Genomic DNA, 20,622 nt, shown 5'->3' on the forward strand with positions numbered 1-20,622 from the left:
GTGAGCTTAAAAGAATGAGAAAGCTAAAACGATATCAAGTGATTACCCATCAAACGGTATACAAACCGCTACCGCAAAAAAGCAAATTCCTATAGCATCATTCATACCATTTACATGGGCGTGGCAGCGGCCATATTTGAGATTTAGTAAACAAGCGATTTATGCCCTGCAAACAGCGCAACGCATAAATACTAAGACGTTAGCAGTACAAGGAATATTATGATCGCAGTTGATTATTCTAAATACTCTGTCGAGGATTTGCTGGATGTGAAAAATCACATATCTGCAGACTCGCCAAACTATCCTGCGTTGATGGCAGAGCTGGATGCCAGAAAAGAGGAAATAGATGAATTCACTATACAAAAAGAACAGCAAGAATTCTCGATAGCGGAAAATAGGGTAAAAATTATCGGCTATTTCCAGCTAGCAGCTGCGGCAGTAATACTGATCATGTTCATGCTGTTAGTGATTGATGGTTCAGTGACTATATTAAGCTCTTCAATAGCTGTTGTCGCGATAGCATTGAATGCAGTCGCTGGTTATACCGCAGTAAAGGAAATGCATGATAAATATTGGATTTCTGTTCTAAACCAATTACTTCAAGTTCCTAGCTTGGCTATTGGTTCGGTCAAAGCGGCTTATTCAGGGGTAGGTGGTATCTACCTTTACATAAACTGGACTAATGAAGTTCAGTTTGGTTTTTCTACATATTTTTCACCTGGATTTTCTTTTTTGAAGTACACCGGAAACTCACCCACTCAATATATTGGTGTAGATATTCTTGCCCTAATTTTTTTAGTGGCGCTATCAACCGTGAGCCAAGTTAAAGGCACTGCTAACAAGCTAATTCATCCGACGCCAAACAGTGGCGCGGTTGATTAGGGCGTTAGTTTTTGTAGAGATGGAGCTTTGTAGATGTTTAAGAAATTTATTTCTTCGTTAGTTGTGATTGCGTCACTTACAGGTTGTAGTGCAACAGGCCCCAAATTTACTCAAACGGAAGCGCCCGAGGCAAATAAAGCTAAAGTATATTTTTATCGTCCTTGGGCCATGCTAGATGGCGCAGCAGCTCCTACGGTACAGATAAATGGTGTCGACAGTTTTAATATCAGTAATGGTGGCTATCATGTTTTGGACCTTAATCCTGGTAACACGATAATCTCTGTCAAAGAAGAGGGCGGGATAATGTCCAACTGGCGATCAGGGCCATTGCAAATCGCTTTTGACGCTCAAGCCAATAATACATATTTTGTTCGCTTAACTGCTGAGCTTGCCAATGCAGCTTATGTTGGGGGCGTTTCTAGTATTTCTGGCAATTACTCGCTTGGACTGGTTAATTCAGAAACTGCATTACAGGAGCTGCATGAGACCAAGAAAAACTAACAAGGCAAGTCAGCACGTACCTTCGGTGTTTGTACTGGCATAGTAAATTTGCACACTTGTCAGAGATCCTAGGATTGCAGAGCGTTGGTTTTCTTTGCCAAATATTCTTTGGTTTTCTCCGGTTGCCGTATTGGTGCTTGCATTTACCTATTCGTTAATATGCTCTGTTGCTCAACGAAAGCAGATACAGCTGTTTTTTCACTTTAACGCGGGTGTTCCTCGGTTATAGCGGACTAGGTATCAGCTTGCGGCCCAATATCAGCTCAATACTATTCACCCTCGATAACTATTTGGCAGCGGCTTCCCCCCAGAAAGCCAGGGATTTGCATTCGTCGGCACCATATTTATTATTCCCATCATTCTGATTTCTCCCGCATGGCCTATTAGGTTTTCAGCGGAAAAGTCACTTATGGTTCACGTCACAACGGGCAAATCCCACAATCTGCTACTCCCGATACCTTTGTGAACGCGAAGCAAACTGCGGCACCACTATCAATCAGTCTTACTAATCACTTACTAATCAATAGGACTACCTTCCTGACGACAGCAGGCCAGCGGCTTGTACGGCACCGAACAGACTCCCGAGTTGTTGCAGCGCACTATATACCTTCGAGGTGATCGGTTCGCTCTGCATTAACTACCCTCGCGAGCACCATAGAGTCGGGAACCTAAGCCGTTTTGAAGTGGCTCTGAATCTCCGCAGATTAGGATAAGAAAGCCATAGGTTGCCGACTAACAACATTCTGGCGAGTAATAGGATATAGATCAGAGGATATGGATATGATGGATTCAGTACCTAACACTCAGCGGGCGACGCTCGCCCTTTTGCCATCACAGCAAATGGATAGCAGGCAGCTTTATTTCGCAATGTTAGACGAGCGCTGTAGCACCGTGGGCCAAATCGACGAATTATCAGGCTCCATATCACGCGGCTTCCTGCTGGAACAACTTAGCGTGGCAGCTGCTATCCACACAGACTTTCCTGCCGAAATGCGGTCATTGCCCGATGTGCTGCGCAGTGCCCACGATCAAGTGGCGCAGGATTACCAGTGCTACCTCGACGAGCGGGGTACGGGGTCGCCGCGGCGCTACTTCAGTTGCCGCTCGCATGCGATGTATTTTCTTCGTACCGTTGCACCCACTAAGCTTGTGGACGGCGCTTGGCTCTATGGCTTGCTGCAGAGCTGGCAGGATCCACGGCTCGCACCGCTTATCCGCACCTATCTTGAAGAGCTCGGTTGCGGCAATCTGTTGCAAAACCATGTGCAAATCTACAAACGATTACTCGCTCGATATGGTTGTGATAAATGGCAGGACGGCCCAAATGAGCACTTCACCCAAGGCGCTGTGCAGCTCGCTCTTGCCCATAACGCCGATGAGTTTTTGCCAGAATTGATTGGTTTTAATCTCGGCTACGAACAGTTGCCACTGCACTTGCTCATCACCGCCTACGAACTGAATGAACTGGATATCGATCCGTACTATTTTACCTTGCATGTGTCTATCGATAATGCCTCAATCGGCCACGCGCGCATGGCCTTACAAAGCGTGCTTGATTGCACGCCGAGGCTCGGTGATGCCGCAGAGTTTTATCGTCGTGTCGGTAATGGCTACCATTTAAACCTCGTCGGCATGGGCACGGAGGAGGCGATCGCATCCTTCAATCTCGAGCAAGAACTGCTGCGGGTTCTCGCTGACAAGGCCCTGAGCGGAGCAAAATTGCATTCCGACTATTGCCTCGTCGGGGGCAGATTGGTGAGTGAATGGCTTTCTTCATCTGGCGAAACTTCAGAACTGCTGCAGACTTTGCAATCCACTGGCTGGATCCGGCGTGGTAAGAGCCTAGAGCAAAGCCGTTTCTGGCGCCTGTTAACCGACGAGCAGGCACCGATGTTCGGTGTCTTCGACGGTTACGAGCTGCAGCTCCTCAAGGACTGGATCCTAGATGACGCAGACAGGACGCCAACTCTCAAGCGGTTTCGCATTCGCCCCAGTAACGGGCACGTCAAAGTGACGGTAGTGCCGCAAAGCGATGCTACGATCGAACAAATCATCGCCCATCACATCGGCAGGGAACCGAAGCCCAACAGCTGCGCAGACGTTGATGTTCTTTTCCAGCAGTTAGCCGGGGTCGATACCAAAGAGCAAGCCTTCGCCGTGTTAACTGGCATGCTCTCGCCAGCGAACCATCCGACGCCCGCGGGTCTAGCGGCAACAAGGCTGTATGCCGATCTTTTTCAACACGTAACCTGACCATGAAGAACTATTATCTGCTGCGTCTGGCAATGACGCTGAAAATGACCGGGTACTCATTTACCACAGTAACACCAGCGACCCACGCTCGCGTCAATTCAAGGTTGCAAGGCAGGTGGGCACGTAATCTAACCGACGTCTTTGGTTGGAGCTGTCCCTTCTGGGAGGGGGTGATATCACCGGAGCTTTTTGAGGCGATGCGCAATGCCGATGTACTGAATCCACAGGGGGATGGCTGGATCTCGCGGGTACGAGCCTCGACCCTGCACGGGCAACTTTTTCTGCACTCGGCTTTTCCGACGACGACCTCTGACGCCATCTTCTTCGGCCCTGACACCTACCGTTTTACCAACGCAATAGTCCGACATCTTGCCGGTAACACGCCCGTTCGGCGTGCCGTCGATATAGGCTGCGGAGCAGGTCCTGGTGCCGTGGTCATTGCACTCGAACGGCCACTGGCCGAGGTGTTTGCTGTGGACATCAACGACATGGCCCTGCGGTACAGTGCCGTCAACGCTGGCCTTGCTGGTGCTACGCGAGTTGTGACTAAACACTCCGATCTGCTTAACGGGGTTGACGGTGGCTTTGATTTAATTGTCGCTAATCCTCCTTATCTGCTCGACGTGCACGAACGCATTTATCGGCACGGTGGTGGTAGCTTTGGCGAGGGACTCTCCCTTTCGATTGCCAGTCTGGCTAAAACGAGGCTGGCCCACGGCGGCACGCTGTTGCTGTATACAGGCACAGCTATCGTCGATGGCAATGACCGCTTCCGCGCTGCGGTCGCATCGCTGCTCGATGATTCAGCCCTCGAATGGGACTATATGGAGCTCGACCCTGATGTATTCGGCGAAGAACTGGATGAGCCAGCCTATGCGGAAGTCGATCGTATTGCCGCCGTTCTACTCACCGTCCGTAGGATAAGGTTGTGAAGCTCCTCAACAGCCGCTTCCTGCGGGGACCGAATATTTTTGGCATGGAACCATGCTTTGTGACTGTGGTTGACCTTGAAGGCTATCGAACGGTCGGGGTCGAAGCGTTGCAGAGCGCCGCTGACCTTTTACAGATGCTAATGCCTGGTCGTTTTCCCCCTGTTTTTATTGACGAGTGCGAAGTGCCACGGCTACTCGCACGACTGACATTTGCGGCACAGGTCTGGGTTGGCAATCCTGCTGCATTCTGTTACGCAGTGGCTTTTGCGCCTTCAGCACCGGAATTGTATCGCTTGTTATGCGGCTATCAGCACGAAGCCGTAGCCGAAGAAGCGCTTCGATTTTCGGTTGGGTTCGTTATGGCGATACTGGATCAGCAGCCGTTTGACGTTGATGGGCGACTCGATCATTTGAAGAAAATTGCCGACGCCAGTGCCCTGACTCCCGCAACCGTCTTTCCACTGAATAACAACGGTCGAATTCCTGTGGTGGCGGTTACCGGCACCAACGGCAAGACAACCACGACACTGCTGATTTCACATGTGCTTCGCGCCTGCGGCTTGCGTACGGGCACAACAACGACACAGGGCATTTATATCGATGGACAGTGCGTGAAAACGGGCGACTGCTCAGGCTACTGGTCGGCGCGCAGGGTGCTTAGCAATAGCACTGTGCAGGTCGCGGCGCTTGAAACAGCACGTGGCGGGATCCTAAAACGTGGCCTCGCATTCGACTACTGTGATGTGGGTGTCGTGTTGAATGTTAGCAGTGATCACCTGGGGCTTGATGGTATCGAGACACTACAGGATTTGGCACACGTTAAAGGTCTGGTGGCGCGGTGCGCCCGTGCCGCCGCGGTGCTGAACGCAGATGATGCCTTGTGCGTTTTGATGCGCGACACGCTTGCACCCGATTGCAAAGCGGTATTCTTCGCCATGGACCCGCGCAATCCAGTACTTGTTGAACATTTGCGTAATGGCGGCGCCGGTGCCTTTCTCAACGATGACGGCTGGCTTGTCTGGTGTCACGGCGGTGAGTGTTCAACGTTGATAAGGGCTGTGGATCTTCCTTTTACTATGCAGGGCCATGCCCGCTACAACATAGCCAATGCGCTCGCGGCACTCGCAGCAATGTGTTGCATCGGCTTTGAGCCCGCCGCGATTGCACTGTCTTTGACATGCTTCATCTCCAATGCGCAAAGCAATCCGTTACGTGGCAACTTGTTCGAGGTCGATGGAGTTCAACTCATAGTGGATTATGCGCACAATGCCGTTGCCTATCGTGCGCTGTGTGAAATGGCACAGTCGATGCGACAGGGTAGCGCCAGACTGCTAGGCGTTGTCACGGCTCCGGGAGATCGCCGTAGCGAAGATCTGTACGAGACCGGGCAGGTGTGCGGCCAGAGTTTCGATGAACTGGTGGTTTACGAACATGATCCCCGTGGCCGCAGTACCGGCGGTATTGCATCCGAAATCCTACGGGGCGCCCGAAGTATCGCCCCCAACAAATTAATGCACGGCGAACCCAGAATTCGGCACGCACTGTGGCTAGGCCTGACTGCGGCGAAAGCAGGTGATGTGCTGGTATTTACCTGTGCCGGAACCTTCGAAGACCTTGTAGAAGGCATTCGACTCAAGAATCCAGCCGAGGCTGATCGGATCGCGCGTGAAGTGTCAGCGTGACACAATATAAATAAGGAAAAATGATGAAAAATGAGTCCAGTAATGCTGTGGACGGCCCGGGCATAGGTCATCTGGTGATCGTGGGTGGCAAAGAGAATCGAACTAATGACATGGTCATTCTTGAGCGTTTTGTTGCTTTGGCCGGAGGACCTGATGCGAAAATCTTCGTGCTCACTGCCGCAAGTGATAAGCACGATGACATATGGAACATCTACGAAAATGCCTTCACTAGACTGGGAGTGCGTCAGGTGACCACATCGAACATAAAAAACCGTGAAGATGCCTGCGAGGAAGCGACAGCGGCCATGCTTTTCGAAGCGGATGGTATCTTTATGACAGGTGGTGATCAAAAGCGACTGATGGCGCTGATCGGTGGCACCCGCATTGATCATGCGATGCACCGCGCATTGCGTGAGCGGGGAGCCTGCATCGGTGGCACCAGCGCTGGGGCATCAGCGATGTCGCAGCATATGCTGTTCAATGGTACAAACGACCTGCTGCCGCAGAAGGGTTCGGTTCACCTGGGTGCTGGGCTTGGATTAGTGCGTAGGGTGATCATAGATCAACATTTTTCAGAACGGCAAAGGCTCGGCAGGTTGTTGTCGGCGGTTGCGCAAAACCCCTACCTGCTGGGTGCCGGGATAGACGAAAACACCGCCTTAATCGTCAGGCCTGGCCAAAGCCTCGAGGTGATCGGTGATGGTGCCGTCACGCTGATTGACGGCCGGGAAATGCTGTCAAATTTCACCGAAGTGAAAAACACAGAGACACTCGAGCTGGCCGACGTGCGCTTGCACTTGTTACCCGCAGGCGTCAGCTATGATCTTGCCTCTTTTACAGAGGATGACGACAAGGATGGGGCCACAATGCCGCTTTCCCCAGGATTGGGTGACGCAATTGCCGCGGTTACCTCGTGGTGCGGTTTATATCGCGAACCGACCAAACACAAGTCAAGCGGAGAGTTATCATGAAAGTGATCGAACGGCGCGTGCTGCGCGGACCAAACATCTATTCGGCCAGACCTATCTACCTCGCCATTATCGACCTCGAAGCCCTGAACGATGTGCCTTCCACGGCGATCCCCGGCTTCACAGAGTCGCTTCTGGCGGCCGTACCCACTTTGCATGAACATCGCTGCTCACCGGGTTATGTCGGCGGCTTTGTTGAGCGCCTGCAGGACGGCACTTACATGGCCCACATCGTCGAGCATCTGTCGATCGAATTACAGTGTCTTGCAGGTTTACCGGTCGGTTTTGGCAAAGCGCGTATGGTGCCGGGTAAGCCAGGCTACTACCGGGTGATTTTTGCCTACAAGGCAGAGTCTGTTGCCGAGGCGGCCTTTAATCTCGCGATCGAACTGGTGACAACGCTCGCCGCGGGGCTACCTATCACGCTGGAACCCGAACTGACTCGGTTGCGACAACTCGCGCAGGCCGAAGCACTCGGCCCAAGCACAAGCGCTATCATCGAAGCCGCCAGAAAGCGAGGTATTCCGACGCTACGGCTTACCGAACACGCAAGCCTGTTCCAGCTCGGTTGGGGAGTTAAACAGCAACGTATTCAGGCCACGATGACCAGCAATACCAACCACATCGCCGTTGGCATTGCCAGCGATAAGCACTTAACCAAATGCCTGCTAAACGATGCGGGTCTTCCTACTCCACAAGGTCAGGTCGTGTTGACGCTCGAACAGGCCCATGCGGCACTTCGCGAGTATGGATCTGTAGCTGTCAAACCGCTTTGTGGCAACAAGGGCAAAGGCGTGACGACCGCAGTGTCGGATACAAAGGCCATCGATGCAGCATTCAGCTATGCGCAACAGTTTGGCTCTCAGGTGATCATCGAGCAGCATATCGAAGGAAATGACTACCGCGTGCTGGTCATTGGCGACAAGGTCGTCGCTGCATCCCGCCGTGTACCGCCAGAGGTTGTCGGTGACGGGTATTCGGATATTCGTGATCTGGTCGCGGCGATCAATGTCGACCCGCTCCGCGGTGAGGGGCACGAGAACATGCTCACTAAGATCCGCCTCGACCAGACGGCTGTGATTGAATTAGCCCAGCAAGGACTCGACGTAGACTCTGTGCCCTGTGCCGGGCGTGTCGTCAGTGTACGTGGCAACGCCAACCTCTCGACTGGCGGCATTGCAGAAGATGTGACCCGGGAGATCCACCCTGATACTGCGCTTGCATGCGTGCGGGCAGCCCAGAAGATCGGCCTAGACGTGGCAGGCATCGACCTGGTGTGCAGTGATATTTCGCACCCTTTGCTTGCTCAGGGCGGAGCTATCATCGAGGTGAATGCGGCGCCTGGCATTCGCATGCATGAACATCCGAGTTGCGGCGAACGCAACTATGTCGGCCGCGCGATTATCGACTCTCTTTTTACGCCCGGCAACGACGGGCGTGTGCCCATTATTGCGGTCACTGGCAGCAACGGCAAGACGACAACGACGCTGTCGGTAGCGCATGTCCTCGAGCAACTCGGTTATGTGACCGGCGTTGCGACAACCGAGGGCATCACCATTGCCGGACAGCATATCAAAGATGGCGACTGCTCAGGTTACTGGTCGGCGCGCACAGTGCTGAATTCACCGGAAGTAGAGTTCGCGGTGCTGGAGACGGCCCGTGGCGGCATTCTTAAACGTGGCCTCGGCTTTGACCAATGCGATGTCGGCATAGTCCTGAATATTCACAACGACCATCTCGGTCAGGATGGCATCGAAACGCTGGAAGATCTGGCGCGGGTTAAAGGACTTTTAGTGGCGACCGCTCGCAAGGCCGTGGTACTCAACGCCGACGATGCTCTGTGTGTTCAACTTGCATGCACTGCGCCATCAGGCACTGAAGTCATCTTTTTTGGCTTCGACGTGACCCATCATGCTATGGCGCAGCATCTGGCACACAAAGGACGCGCGGTCTACCTAGACAATGACATGTTGATGTGGGCAGACGGCGATAACCACCAGCCGTTGACTTCCATCGATCGATTGCCAAACACGCTCGACGGTCGTGCTCGACATAACGTTGCCAATGCGATGGCGGCCTTTGCGACGTTGTTGGCACTGGATGTGCCAGCAGAAGATATTGCTGCGGCGCTTGCGAGCTTTAGCCCAAATGAAAGCCAGACCCCTCTGCGGCTTAATCTCTATCAGGCTGGCGGCGTCACGCTAATGATGGATTATGCGCACAATGCGGCAGCTTACGAAGCCATTATCACCACAGGACGGCAATTGACTCAGGGTCGTCTCATCGGCGTCGTTTCAGCCCCCTGCGACCGGCGTGAAACCGACCTCATTGCTATCGGTCAGCTTTGCGGCGCAGGTTTTGATGAACTGGTGATCTATGAGATGGATGACCTTCGCGATAAGCCGCCCGGGCTAACCGCTGAGTTGATCGCCCGAGGCGCGCTGACTGCTCAACAAAGCAAGACCGATGCGGCCAGCGGGCAGCAATGGGTTCACACCCATCTTGATATTCGTGCGGCGATACGCGATGCATACGGCAAGTCTCAGCCCGGTGATCTCATCATCATTGGCTGTGCCAGTTATGTCTCGGAGTTGTGGGACGCGCTTGGGAGCGTGGGTTTGACCACCATTGATGTGTCGATGCTGAGGTATTTTGCGGGTGAAGACTCCGCTTTGGAAATCCAGCCTTACCACTGGTCGAGGAGTGTGGGCCATGCAATTCTACGAATAGCCGCGTCTGAGGGGAAATGAGATGAAATATCCCAGAAGCCGATAGCATCTGCACTCCTTCAATTAAATCTCACTGAAATTGCCAGTGCTGGTGGCGAATAGACTAGGGCTGGTAGTGTGCATCTAGGTAAACACTGAGTGGCTGATGCGAATAATGCTCTAGAAGGTGTACCCACAGTCAATTTATCGTTGGAGTTTACAGTTATAAATAACGTACTCCAATAACCAAACTCTTTGGGTAAATCTCGTCAAGGGATACCTGTTCGAAGGCGCTAAGGAATGCCTTCGAGTGTTTGCCTATGCTCAGGCTGTGCCATAAACACGGCCTGTGCTTTTGATTAAATTTCAATCTTTTCGAGCGTAAACAACTAAGTGCAGGTGGCGATCTGCATCGACCGTCATTGATGTATGTTCAAATGAGACATTCTGCTCATCAATTATAAAACTCCTAGTGCCATGGCATGGAGCATGAACATCGTGCCTGTTCCACCATTCCCTAAAGTCAGGTGATACTTTTTGTAAATTTGTGACTAGAGCTTGGATATCCGATTCTTGGGTAGCAAGAGCATAATCCCGTCGAAAGCTAGAAAGCATCTGTATGGCTTGACTTTCCCAGTCATGTAACCGTTCTCTTAGCTCTGCGTCAGTAAATAGCATCCACAATAAGTTGCGCTGGCCTGCAGGATGGCGCTCAAACCCAAAAAGTTGGTCGGCCGGAGAGTTAAAAGCTAATACATCCCAGCGTAAGTTGAGTACAAAAGCGCCATGGGGAGATAAATCGTTCATCAGCCTTAAAATCAAGGGTTGCACTTGGCAAAAGGTTTTTCCTGATTCAGTTGGAAGCCGATTATGCGCGAGTAAAAATAAGTGCCTACGTTCTGCAGCATCGAGTTTGAGCGTTTTGGCTAGGCTATCGAGGAAGGTGGATGAAGCTTTGATATCTCGACCTTGTTCAAGCCATGTGTACCATGTGAGACCGACTCCTGAAAGGGCTGCAACTTCTTCGCGTCTAAGCCCTGGAGTACGTCGGCGTCCTCCAACGGGTAAACCAACATCAGCGGGAGATAGACGTTCCCTACGCGTTTTTAGAAATGTTGCTAGTTCTTCGCGAGTTCGTTCTAGTTTGCTCATCAGTATCCTATCAGGTTTAGTAATAGTATAAGTTGTTAAATTGTACCACTATAAATCAGCTAGTAAAATGATGTTTTCCTAGTTAGAGATACTCAATATGAGCTTTAATGATCCAACTTGTGAGCAAAAATCTGCCACAGTCACAAGGTGTTATACCTGTTCACTAAGCGTTTATTTGATCGCTTTAGGGGCTTTTTCCTTAGGCATGGCTTCCTATGTTACCGCTGGGCTCATTCCGTTAATTGAGCAGGCTTTCAACGTATCTGTGGGTCTTGCTGCTCAGTTAGTTACAGCTTTTACATTGGCTTATGGCATCGGTTCACCAATAGCCGTTGCCGTGTTGCCTGCCAATCGCCAGAAAAATGGGCTTTTGGCTGCATTAGGATTGTTTGTTCTCGCCAATGCGGCCAGTGCGCTTGCTACGGATTTTACTTGGCTGTTGGTATTTAGAGCATTAGCAGGTATTGGTGCGGGTGTTTACCTTGCGATGGGCATTGCCGCAGCAGCATCGATATCCCCTAACGGTAGAGGTAAAGCTATTGCATTAATTATGGGCGGAATGGCTGCCGGAACGGTGCTTGGCGTACCTGTTGGACTCGTACTAGCGGAAAACATGGGATGGGCTATCGCTTTTTGGTTAGTCACTATACTTGGGTTGATAACGCTGCTTGGATTAATTTTATGGTTGCCTGAGCTACCGAGTTATGACTCAGTGCCTTTGCGCAAAAAATTGTCACTGTTAGTTGATCGTCAAGTAACTACTATCTTGGCTGTGTCATTGCTTGCAGCTATATCAAGCCTTGGTATGTATACCTTTCTTGCGCCTTTTATTTCGTCTGCAGAATATGGTGACGTACATTCGATTACACCTTATCTATGGATTTGGGGCCTTGGTGGTATTGCAGGAAGTTTTTTGGTCGGACCTTTGACTGATCGCATTCAAAACTCCGTAATGACATTATCGATAATGCTAATTTTGGCAATCTCATTAATTATGCTGCCATTTATCGCATCTTGGAATATTTGGTTGACTATGGCACCTATTGCCATTTGGGGTGTGGTTGGTTGGGCTTTACAGGTTCCACAAAACAATCAATTGCTACATGTTCGAGAGCATCATGGTGATGGAAATCTCGCTGTTGCGCTTAATGAATCTGCCCTTTATTTAGGCAGTGCTATTGGTGCGGCACTGGGTGGAATGGCTTTAAGCTTATCATTGCCAATGTGGGTATTGCCTGTCGGTGCTGGAGTGGTAGCTGTAATAGGCGTTTTGTTGCAATTAACCTATATAAATCAATATCGCAATTAGCTTTTTACTCAGAGATGTGCTTTGAAGTCAATCCTTGGAGCACATTCTTTGAAATGGAGTAATGTTTAATTTTGCTATAACTATCAATTTTTACTGCAATAACAATAAAGTTAGCCACAAAGGTTTTAGTCAACATTGGTACACCAATCCAGTTAAGCGGCTCAAACTGAGTTGAATGTTTTATTTAAATATCTGGCAATAGTTAATATTATTATCAAATGGTTGACTCGTAAATTTGATATTGAATCTAACAGAGAGCTCGCTAGCTGACCTCCAAAGGAGATGATGAAGTATCCAGTATATCTGGTTAATGCTTGGCTTCCCCAAAGGAACGTTTTCGCTTTCCCAATGGAAAAGAAAGTTGATGATATTGAGATTTTAACCCTTCTTTAACCCCTCTATCTTTAAGCTGCCCATCAAGACCTAAATACCTCTGGTGGACACAGTTCATGCACTCTTACCTTCTACTTTCGATCTCCTTGGTGTTCGCCCTGCTTTCAGGCTGTTCAAGCATTGGTGATCAGAAGGACTATTCCTCCGATGCCAGCAATATACCAACGCAGGTGCCTGCCTGGTCAAATGATGACTCGGCGGGTTCTGCCACCCATTTGACTGAACTGATAGCCAGTCAGGAACTTCAATCACTGGTTTTCGAAGCTCTGGATAATAATCCTGGACTGCAGCAAACATTATTGATTCTTGAACAGAGCCAAGCTCAGCTGCGCCAAAAACGCGGTGATCGATACCCAGAACTCGAAGCTGGATTCAGCGCAAACAACGCCAAGGACACCGACAACCAATACACTGGATCACTGACCCTTAGCTGGCAGGTGGATTTGTGGCAGCAGATTGAAGATGGCATTAATGGGGCAGAACAAAGCTTATTCCGACAACAGGCGACTTACCAAGCTGCCAGGGACACATTAGCATCCGAAACGATGAGTAGCTGGCTTAGCCTAGTGTCACAAAAACGCTCTCTGGTGATAGAGCAGCAACGGCTTAACACCTTAGCAAAGAACGAGGAAGTGATCTTGCAACGGTATCAGCGAGGCCTCGGTACTCTGGATGACCTTGATAGCGCCCGCAGCTCAACCTTCAGCACGCGTGCTTCGGTACGTGAGTTGGAGCAGTCTATTCGTGAGGGTGAGCGTGCATTAAACAGCTTGCTGGGCCGTGTGACCGATGACCAATATCAGGTGCCGGATCAGTACCCCATGGTAGAACAGCCGCTGACCGAATTGCCGGAACAGACTCTGGCGCGTCGCCCTGATCTGCAAGCGGCGTGGCATGCCATTGCTGCAGCCGAAAGTGACGCTCGCGTTGCCTACAAGGATCTGCTGCCAAGGATTGATATTCAGGCCGTCTTGGACGATACATCGACCTCTGCTAGAGATGCACTATTGACTGGCCCTGCTTGGACTTTATTAACTAATCTCACCGCACCGCTGTTTCAAGGTGGCAAGCTCAGAGCCGCCGCCGAAATCGCTGATCTGGAGAGTGCTATTCAATACCAGAATTATCGCGAAACGCTACTAACTGCTGTTGAAGAAGTTCGTAATGCCCTAGCCCGTGAACAGGCGCTTGCCCAAAGGCAGACCTATATACAACAAGCATTGGAAAAGCAAAGGCTTACATTAAAGCGTTATCAGGATAAATACCGAGCAGGTAACGCTACGATACTGGAGCTTCTGAACGTGCAGGGGCAAACCTACGATTTGGAAGCACAACTCGACACCCTTACATTCAACCGCCTCAATAATCGCATCACCCTGGCACTTGCCCTGGGACTTGGAGTCACCGAATGAGTCGTAAAACTATTCAAAAAATTGTCCTGTTGATAGCCGCAGTGTTTGTCGTCGCCGTCACGATTTATAACAGCGGGCAAATGGCTGAGCATGAGGAAACCATGCAGCAGATACCATCATCCCAAGAGCCTCAAAGTCCAACCGTTGCTGTAGTAGAAGTGACGGCTGCTACGCACCAAGCCTATGTAGAGGGAGTCGGTAGCGCTGAGGCCCGATTTGATCTGGCACTGAATAGTCGTGTCGGCGGTCAGGTTATAACAGTTCACGACAGTTTTGAATCCGGTCGGTTGGTTACCCGTGGCACAGTTCTCGCTACTTTGGAGGACAGCCAACTTCGAGCGTCACTGGCGTCGGCCCGTGAAACCTTGGCCAGTGCTCGGGTCAGTTATCTGGAAGAACAACAAGAGTTGCAGCAGGCGCAGCAGGAATGGTCATCGTCTGGATTGATGGGTGAGCCAACGTCGCCTCTGGTGCTGCGAGAACCGCAACTGGCCGCGGCCAAAGCCGCATTGGATAGTGCACAAAATGCCGTTGCAGCAGCAGAGGAAGATTTGACCAGCACTCGAATCAAAGCGCCGTTCAACGCCATTGTGGTGACGCGCAATATTGCGCTTGGTAGCTACATACAGGCTGGTAATGATATCGGACAGTTGTTAAGCATAGATACAGTGGAGATCGCTATTCCGCTGTCGGCGAGCGACTGGTCGGTTCTACCTGGTGAGGCTGAACTTCTATCGGGGAATTATTCAGTCGAGCTGTGGCAAACCGAGACCGGTGATCAGTGGGCCGGGATTGTGACTCGTGTCGAAAAAAGTTTGAACACTAACACTCGCCAGCGGTCGCTGATTGTCACAGTAGAACGTCCATTAAATCAGGACGTACCACTGTATCCTGGCACCTTCCTTAAAGCGCGAGTTCCGGGTCAAGCCGTGACGAACCTGTGGCGATTGCCCGTATCAGCAGTGAGTCAACGCGGCGAGATCTGGACGGTCACTGCCGATACTTTACTGCAAGCCCACGTCGCTAACATCCGTTTCTCCGATCCAGAACATATCTATGTGGACCCCCCCGATGGATACCAAAAGGCACAGGTCGTAGTTCAGCCACTGAGTAATTACAGCGAAGGCATGAAGGTTGTGCCTCAAAGGGAGATATCCAATGAGTGATCTACATAGCTATAAGGGTGTGATTCCCTGGTTTACCGCCAATCCGGTTGCTGCCAACCTGCTTCTGATCATCATTATCGTCGCAGGGCTGTTGACCGTAGGAGACTTGCGTAAGGAAGCATTTCCGGCAGCCGATCCTGAGAGCATCACGGTTTCGGTTACCTATCTCAGCGGGTCCGCACAGCAAAGTGAGGAAGGTGTCGCTATCAAAATCGAGGATGCCTTAGAAGGTGTCACTGGTGTCAAAACCATCACATCCACCGCCAATAGCCAAGGTGTCACAGTCACCGTCGAACGCCAGTCAGATTACGACTTGGATGCGCTATTGCGGGATGTCAAAAATAAAGTCGATGGTATCTCAAACTTTCCGGTGAGTGCGGAAAAACCTATGGTGGAAAAAGGTCAGCGGGAGTCCCATGCTATAACCCTCCAGCTGTATGGCGATGTTAGTCGCCATACCCTGCAGCAGCTAGGTGATCGGCTGAAGGCAGATCTTCTGTCTCAGCAGGATATCAGCAGTGTGACCTATTCCGGCTGGATTGATCCGATCATGGCTATCGAGATAGAAGAGGCGAACTTACAAGCCTATGGTCTGTCTCTGACTGACGTTCAGGATGCCATCAATCAGTTTTCCTCGAATACTTCGACGGCCATTCTTCGTCATGAGCGTTTGTTCCTGCAACTTAAAGCATCAGAGCAAGCATACTACGCCACAGAATTTGCAAAAATCCCCCTGGTCACTACGGCTCGGCAGGGTATCGTTTATTTGGGCGATGTGGCCAAAATTCGCGACACCTTCGATGACTCCACACCGGTGTTGTCTCGGTTTAATGGGCGCAACAGCCTTGCTCTGGATGTCGTTAGTACTGGTAATGATGACATTTTGAAAACAGTCGCCGCTACCGAAGAAGTGATTAAGCAATGGCGGGAGAGCGGAACGTTACCTGTAGGGATAGAGTTGGCGAGCTGGAGCGACAGTAGTGAGAATATCTCCAGCAGGCTGACACTGTTAGTCGAAAACGCCGTGATGGGGATCGTGCTGGTATTCCTGTTGTTGGCTATTTTCCTTAACCTCAAAGTGGCTTTCTGGGTGGCGATGGGATTGCCATTTATCTTCTTTGGAACGCTCTTTTTCATGGGGCAGAGCTTCACCGATCTTAGCCTGAATGAATTCACTACATTCGGCTTTATCATGGCCCTGGGGATAGTGGTGGACGATGCAGTGGTCGTGGGCGAGAGCGTTTACGCCACACGGGAAAAGTATGGCGACACACTGGCCAACACTGTTAAAGGCACAATGGCAGTTGCAGTGCCAACGCTATTCGGGGTGTTGACTACCGTGGCCGCTTTTGCCGCATTGTCGCAAATCAGCGGTATGCTTGGACAGCTATACGCGCAGTTCGCGGTGGTAGTCACCATCTGCTTGTTACTGTCTATAGTGGAATCGAAGCTTATCCTTCCGGCTCACCTGTCCCACCTGCGCACTCATCGTGATGGAGAACGTGGAAACTGGGCCACTCGTGGTTGGCAAAAAATACAGAACGGTGCGGACAGGATGTTAGCCTCGTTCAAGAACCGCATATACACGCCTCTCATCGGGCAAGCGATAATCCACCGTTATGCTGTTGTTCTGTTCAGCATTGGCATTTTTGCCCTAGTCATCTCCATGCCCTTCAACGGCACTGTTCGAACCAGCTTCTTTCCTGATGTACCTGCCCAGACTGTGACTGCTAGTTTGACCATGCAAAAAGACGCAAGCTATGGACTCACTCACAACGCACTGCGCCAGTTGGAAGCTCTGGCATTCCAGGTTGATGGAGCTTTGCGAGCAGACAGCGACTATAACGAAGTCGCCATCGCTAACCTACAAGTCATCTCTGAAGCTGACCAGAGCGGCTCAGTGACTGTCGAATTGACGGATAACGCGCCTTATACGTTAGACGAGTTTACCCGGCGCTGGCGAGCATTGGCAGGCAATCCCGAGGGCGCAAAAACCCTCAGTATTCAAAGTCGTCAAATGATGGTGGACGCGTTACGCATTGAGCTTCGATCCAGCGACGACGATGTGCTCAATCTCGCGGGCAATGAATTGAAAGAACACCTTAAGGGTATCGCGGCGATCAGCGGTCTGGATGACAACCTCACGCCGACTCAGCCTCAGCTCAACCTGAAGCTGACTGATCAGGGTAAAGCTTTAGGTATCACAACCGATGATCTGGCAGCGCAGATATACCAAGCCTTCAGCGGCCAGGTTGTTCAGCGTTACCAGCGTGGTGGTGATGAAGTGGAAGTTAAAGTACGTTATCCTGAAGTCGAGCGGGGCAGTGCAGCCGACGTGCTAAAGGCCAATGTTCGCACCTCATCTGGCGATGTAGTTCCTGTTTCCACTGTAGCGGAAGTCACCTATGGATTTTCCCGCGATAGTATCACCCGTATTGATGGAAAACGGGCGGTTTACATAACCTCCGACGTAGACAAGGAAGCCCGATCCGTAACTGAACTGGTCCAGAGTCTACAAATGACCATCGCCAGTGACTTGCAGAAAAAGTACCCCGGCTTAGATATTCAGTTTGGCGGCGAGGCGGAGCAGCAGCAAGAAACGTCATCGTCCATGGCTAGCATGTTTATAATGGCCTTGCTCGCGATCTACATGTTGCTGGCCGTTCCTTTGAAATCCTATATCCAGCCAGTCGTGATTATGACTGCAATTCCTTTCGGCATCGTTGGTGCTATCCTAGGTCACTGGTTGAATGATCTGCCGCTGAGTATACTATCCTTTAACGGTGTGATTGCACTCAGCGGTGTGGTTGTAAACGATAGCCTACTACTAGTTAGTCAGTATAATCAGGAAGTTCGCCAAACAAACGATCGTAAACAAGCAATGATCAGTGCGTGTACAGGTCGTCTACGGCCGGTGCTGCTTACATCGGCAACAACGTTTGCCGGGCTCATACCGATACTAAGTGAAACCTCCATGCAAGCTCAGTTCCTGATCCCTGCCGCCGTTTCACTGGCCTACGGGATTGTATTTGCTACGGCGATAACCCTTATCCTGATACCATCACTTATCGCCATTCAGGAGGATATGACTATTTTCCTGAAGCGAGTGACAACAGGTAAGGCAGATAGCGAAGGAGTCCAAAAGCCATGTTAAATGTTTTGTTGGTCGAGGACGATCATGACCTCGCTACCACAGTAGTGCAGTACTTAGAGCTTGAAGGCATTCGATGCGATCACGCGAGCAACGGAGTTTGCGGACTTCAGTTCCTTCAAGAACATAATTACGATGCGCTCCTGCTAGATCTCAATCTGCCAAGGCTCGATGGGCTTACTCTTTGCCGGAGGCTGCGGGATATGGGGCACGATATTCCGGTGTTGATGCTGACGGCTCGGGATCAACTTCAGGACAAGCTAGATGGCTTTCATTCAGGTACCGATGACTTCTTGACCAAACCCTTTGAGCTTGACGAATTGGTGGTTCGGGTGAACGCCCTTACTCGCCGTCGCAGTGGCCAGGTGCGGATTTTGCGCTACGGTGAATTGACTATGGACCTGAACAAGCGAGAGGTTTGTCGCGCAGGTCGCACCCTGAAGCTATCCCCGACTGGCTGGAAGTTGCTGGAGGCACTTCTCAGAGGCGCTCCAGCAGCGGTATCTCGACACAAGCTGGAGGCAAGCATATGGGGCGATAGCTTACCTGATAGCAATGCTTTGAAAGTACACATCCACCATATACGCAAGGTAATAGATGCTGACTTTTTATTCCCCATGCTCCAAACCGTACCAGGCTTCGGTTTCGCGTTAAGAGATAGCGATGATCAAACTTAACTACAGTCTCCGAGGATCGCTGATCCTCGCATTTACAACCATCGCCCTGATACTCGTCATGGGATACAGTTTCCTGTCCGTCCAATATTTTCTAAAAGGCATGGATACCATTATTGCCGACAACCTACTTCGGGTGGCTACTGCGGTTGCAAATGACAAAGGCTATATCGATGTTAACGACTTAGATAGTTACACTATAACCCGCGAATGGACGGAACAGCCGAATTCGATTATCGCGGCAGTACCATCGCCGCCCAAAAATGATAACCAGCTTCACAAAGTCAAGTTACAGACAACGGAACAGCAGTCTCAGCAGTTGATTTTTTACATGAGCGCGGCTACCTCTAAGGGGCCTTTTTACGTCAGTTTCCAAACTTCATCTGACCGAGTATCTGATTTGGCGTTACGTAATGCCAGAGATTCACTGGTGACTCTGCTAGTGATCGGATTGGGGTCCGGTATCGTCGTAGCGCTGATTGTATGGTGGTTGATACATAGGATCGCTCAACCCGTAACTCGCTTGGGTATTTGGGCGAGGGGACTTAATGAACAAACACTTGATGAAAATGTTCCAGATTTCGGCTTCCGAGACCTGAACGACTTCGCCCAAGTGGTGCGTAATAGTCTGATCTCGGTGAAAGAAGGGCTGGATAGGGAGCAAACCTTTCTTCGACAGGCCAGCCATGAATTGCGCACCCCGATCAGTATCATACGCAGTAACATTCAACTGTTGGATAAACTCAAAAGCGTTCAGCCCAATGTTCAACGCGATTCCCGCGAAAATGCCGCAGTAGAACGCATCGATCGAGCTAGCTTAACGATGAAGCACATGACCGAAACCCTGTTGTGGCTAGGGCGAGAAGACTGTAATGAACTCTCGCAGAGCAAAGTGCAGTTGGATCGCTTTATCGAAAATATTATCAGTGACCTAAAATACCTTTTGGATGGGAAAAGCGTTCAGCTATCTGTGCACACCGAACCCTGCAGCTGCGAACTTCCTGAAACTGCGGCTCGCATCATTTTAGGCAACTTGGTTCGCAATGCGTTCCAGCATACATGGGAAGGGCGAGTCCAGATTATTCAAGAAAACGGGAAGATCGAGATAAACAACTTCCAAGCGTCGGAAACAGAAGCGAATGAAGATCTTGGCTTTGGGCTCGGACTACAGTTAACTGAAAAACTAACCCAGAGGCTTGGGTGGAGATTCGACAACATAGTCCGTCGAGACGGGAGAAGCGTACGTCTGTGTTTTAAGGCTAACCTAGAGCTTACAGAAACTGACCTCAACTTTTGATAGCCGAGGCATAGCCGAAATTTAAAAATGATGGCGTCAACACTATAAAGGAGCACGCCGCATAACCGAAATGCCTGACAATCCTGCATGTGCCAGAATACTAGGGCTGTGTTGGCAATCCACCGACGATGAAATGTACTCC

The 20,622-nt window shown here is 50.6% G+C and carries 14 protein-coding genes; 13 read left to right on the top strand and 1 reads right to left on the bottom strand.

Annotated features, from left to right (window positions below; genetic code table 11):
• The first annotated feature begins 219 nt into the window (after positions 1-219).
• The 7 genes from L2744_RS11345 to cphA all read left to right on the top strand — a co-directional run bounded on the left by L2744_RS11345 (position 220) and on the right by cphA (position 9,968).
• Complete coding sequence (locus tag L2744_RS11345) at positions 220-882, top strand: hypothetical protein (protein ID WP_248992002.1); 663 nt, start codon at positions 220-222, stop codon at positions 880-882.
• Between the two features lie 33 nt (positions 883-915).
• Positions 916-1,383, top strand: coding sequence for a DUF2846 domain-containing protein (locus L2744_RS11350; RefSeq protein WP_248992003.1), 468 nt, complete (start codon positions 916-918; stop codon positions 1,381-1,383).
• Between the two features lie 780 nt (positions 1,384-2,163).
• The gene (locus tag L2744_RS11355) at positions 2,164-3,636 is read left to right on the top strand and encodes an iron-containing redox enzyme family protein (RefSeq protein ID WP_248992004.1); all 1,473 of its coding nucleotides are present in this window, start codon (positions 2,164-2,166) and stop codon (positions 3,634-3,636) included.
• Between the two features lie 197 nt (positions 3,637-3,833).
• Positions 3,834-4,568, top strand: coding sequence for a methyltransferase (locus L2744_RS11360; protein ID WP_248992041.1), 735 nt, complete (start codon positions 3,834-3,836; stop codon positions 4,566-4,568).
• Positions 4,565-6,250, top strand: a complete 1,686-nt coding sequence (locus tag L2744_RS11365) for a Mur ligase family protein (protein WP_248992005.1) — start codon at positions 4,565-4,567, stop codon at positions 6,248-6,250. The genes L2744_RS11360 and L2744_RS11365 overlap by 4 nt, the downstream gene beginning before the upstream one ends.
• Before the next feature lie 20 nt (positions 6,251-6,270).
• A complete protein-coding gene (locus L2744_RS11370; protein ID WP_248992006.1) occupies positions 6,271-7,221 on the top strand; it encodes a cyanophycinase in 951 nt (316 codons plus the stop codon).
• The gene (cphA, locus tag L2744_RS11375) at positions 7,218-9,968 is read left to right on the top strand and encodes a cyanophycin synthetase (RefSeq protein ID WP_248992007.1); all 2,751 of its coding nucleotides are present in this window, start codon (positions 7,218-7,220) and stop codon (positions 9,966-9,968) included. Before L2744_RS11370 ends, cphA begins: the two co-directional genes overlap by 4 nt.
• 324 nt (positions 9,969-10,292) lie before the next feature.
• Here cphA and L2744_RS11380 read toward each other — a convergent pair whose 3' ends face one another.
• Complete coding sequence (locus L2744_RS11380; protein ID WP_248992008.1) at positions 10,293-11,078, bottom strand: helix-turn-helix transcriptional regulator; 786 nt, start codon at positions 11,076-11,078, stop codon at positions 10,293-10,295.
• A gap of 97 nt (positions 11,079-11,175) precedes the next feature.
• Here L2744_RS11380 and L2744_RS11385 point away from each other — a divergent pair, with 97 nt between their 5' ends.
• From L2744_RS11385 to L2744_RS11410, 6 genes are all read left to right on the top strand, one after another.
• Positions 11,176-12,387 carry an MFS transporter gene (locus L2744_RS11385; RefSeq protein WP_248992009.1) on the top strand — a complete coding sequence of 404 codons (1,212 nt, stop codon included), beginning with the start codon at positions 11,176-11,178 and terminating at the stop codon, positions 12,385-12,387.
• A gap of 563 nt (positions 12,388-12,950) precedes the next feature.
• Positions 12,951-14,192: a TolC family protein gene (locus tag L2744_RS11390; protein ID WP_248992010.1), complete on the top strand. Its 1,242-nt coding sequence runs from the start codon at positions 12,951-12,953 to the stop codon at positions 14,190-14,192.
• Positions 14,189-15,358 (top strand): efflux RND transporter periplasmic adaptor subunit, encoded by a 1,170-nt coding sequence (locus tag L2744_RS11395; RefSeq protein WP_248992011.1) that lies wholly within the window; start codon positions 14,189-14,191, stop codon positions 15,356-15,358. The genes L2744_RS11390 and L2744_RS11395 overlap by 4 nt, the downstream gene beginning before the upstream one ends.
• Positions 15,351-18,512 (top strand): efflux RND transporter permease subunit, encoded by a 3,162-nt coding sequence (locus tag L2744_RS11400; RefSeq protein WP_248992012.1) that lies wholly within the window; start codon positions 15,351-15,353, stop codon positions 18,510-18,512. Before L2744_RS11395 ends, L2744_RS11400 begins: the two co-directional genes overlap by 8 nt.
• On the top strand, positions 18,506-19,186 hold the full coding sequence (locus L2744_RS11405) for a response regulator transcription factor (RefSeq protein ID WP_248992013.1): 681 nt from the start codon (positions 18,506-18,508) through the stop codon (positions 19,184-19,186). The genes L2744_RS11400 and L2744_RS11405 overlap by 7 nt, the downstream gene beginning before the upstream one ends.
• The gene (locus L2744_RS11410; protein ID WP_248992014.1) at positions 19,173-20,480 is read left to right on the top strand and encodes a sensor histidine kinase; all 1,308 of its coding nucleotides are present in this window, start codon (positions 19,173-19,175) and stop codon (positions 20,478-20,480) included. Before L2744_RS11405 ends, L2744_RS11410 begins: the two co-directional genes overlap by 14 nt.
• Positions 20,481-20,622: the final 142 nt, after the last annotated feature.

The organism is Shewanella profunda (genome assembly GCF_023283765.1).
GTDB classification, from domain to species: domain Bacteria; phylum Pseudomonadota; class Gammaproteobacteria; order Enterobacterales; family Shewanellaceae; genus Shewanella; species Shewanella profunda.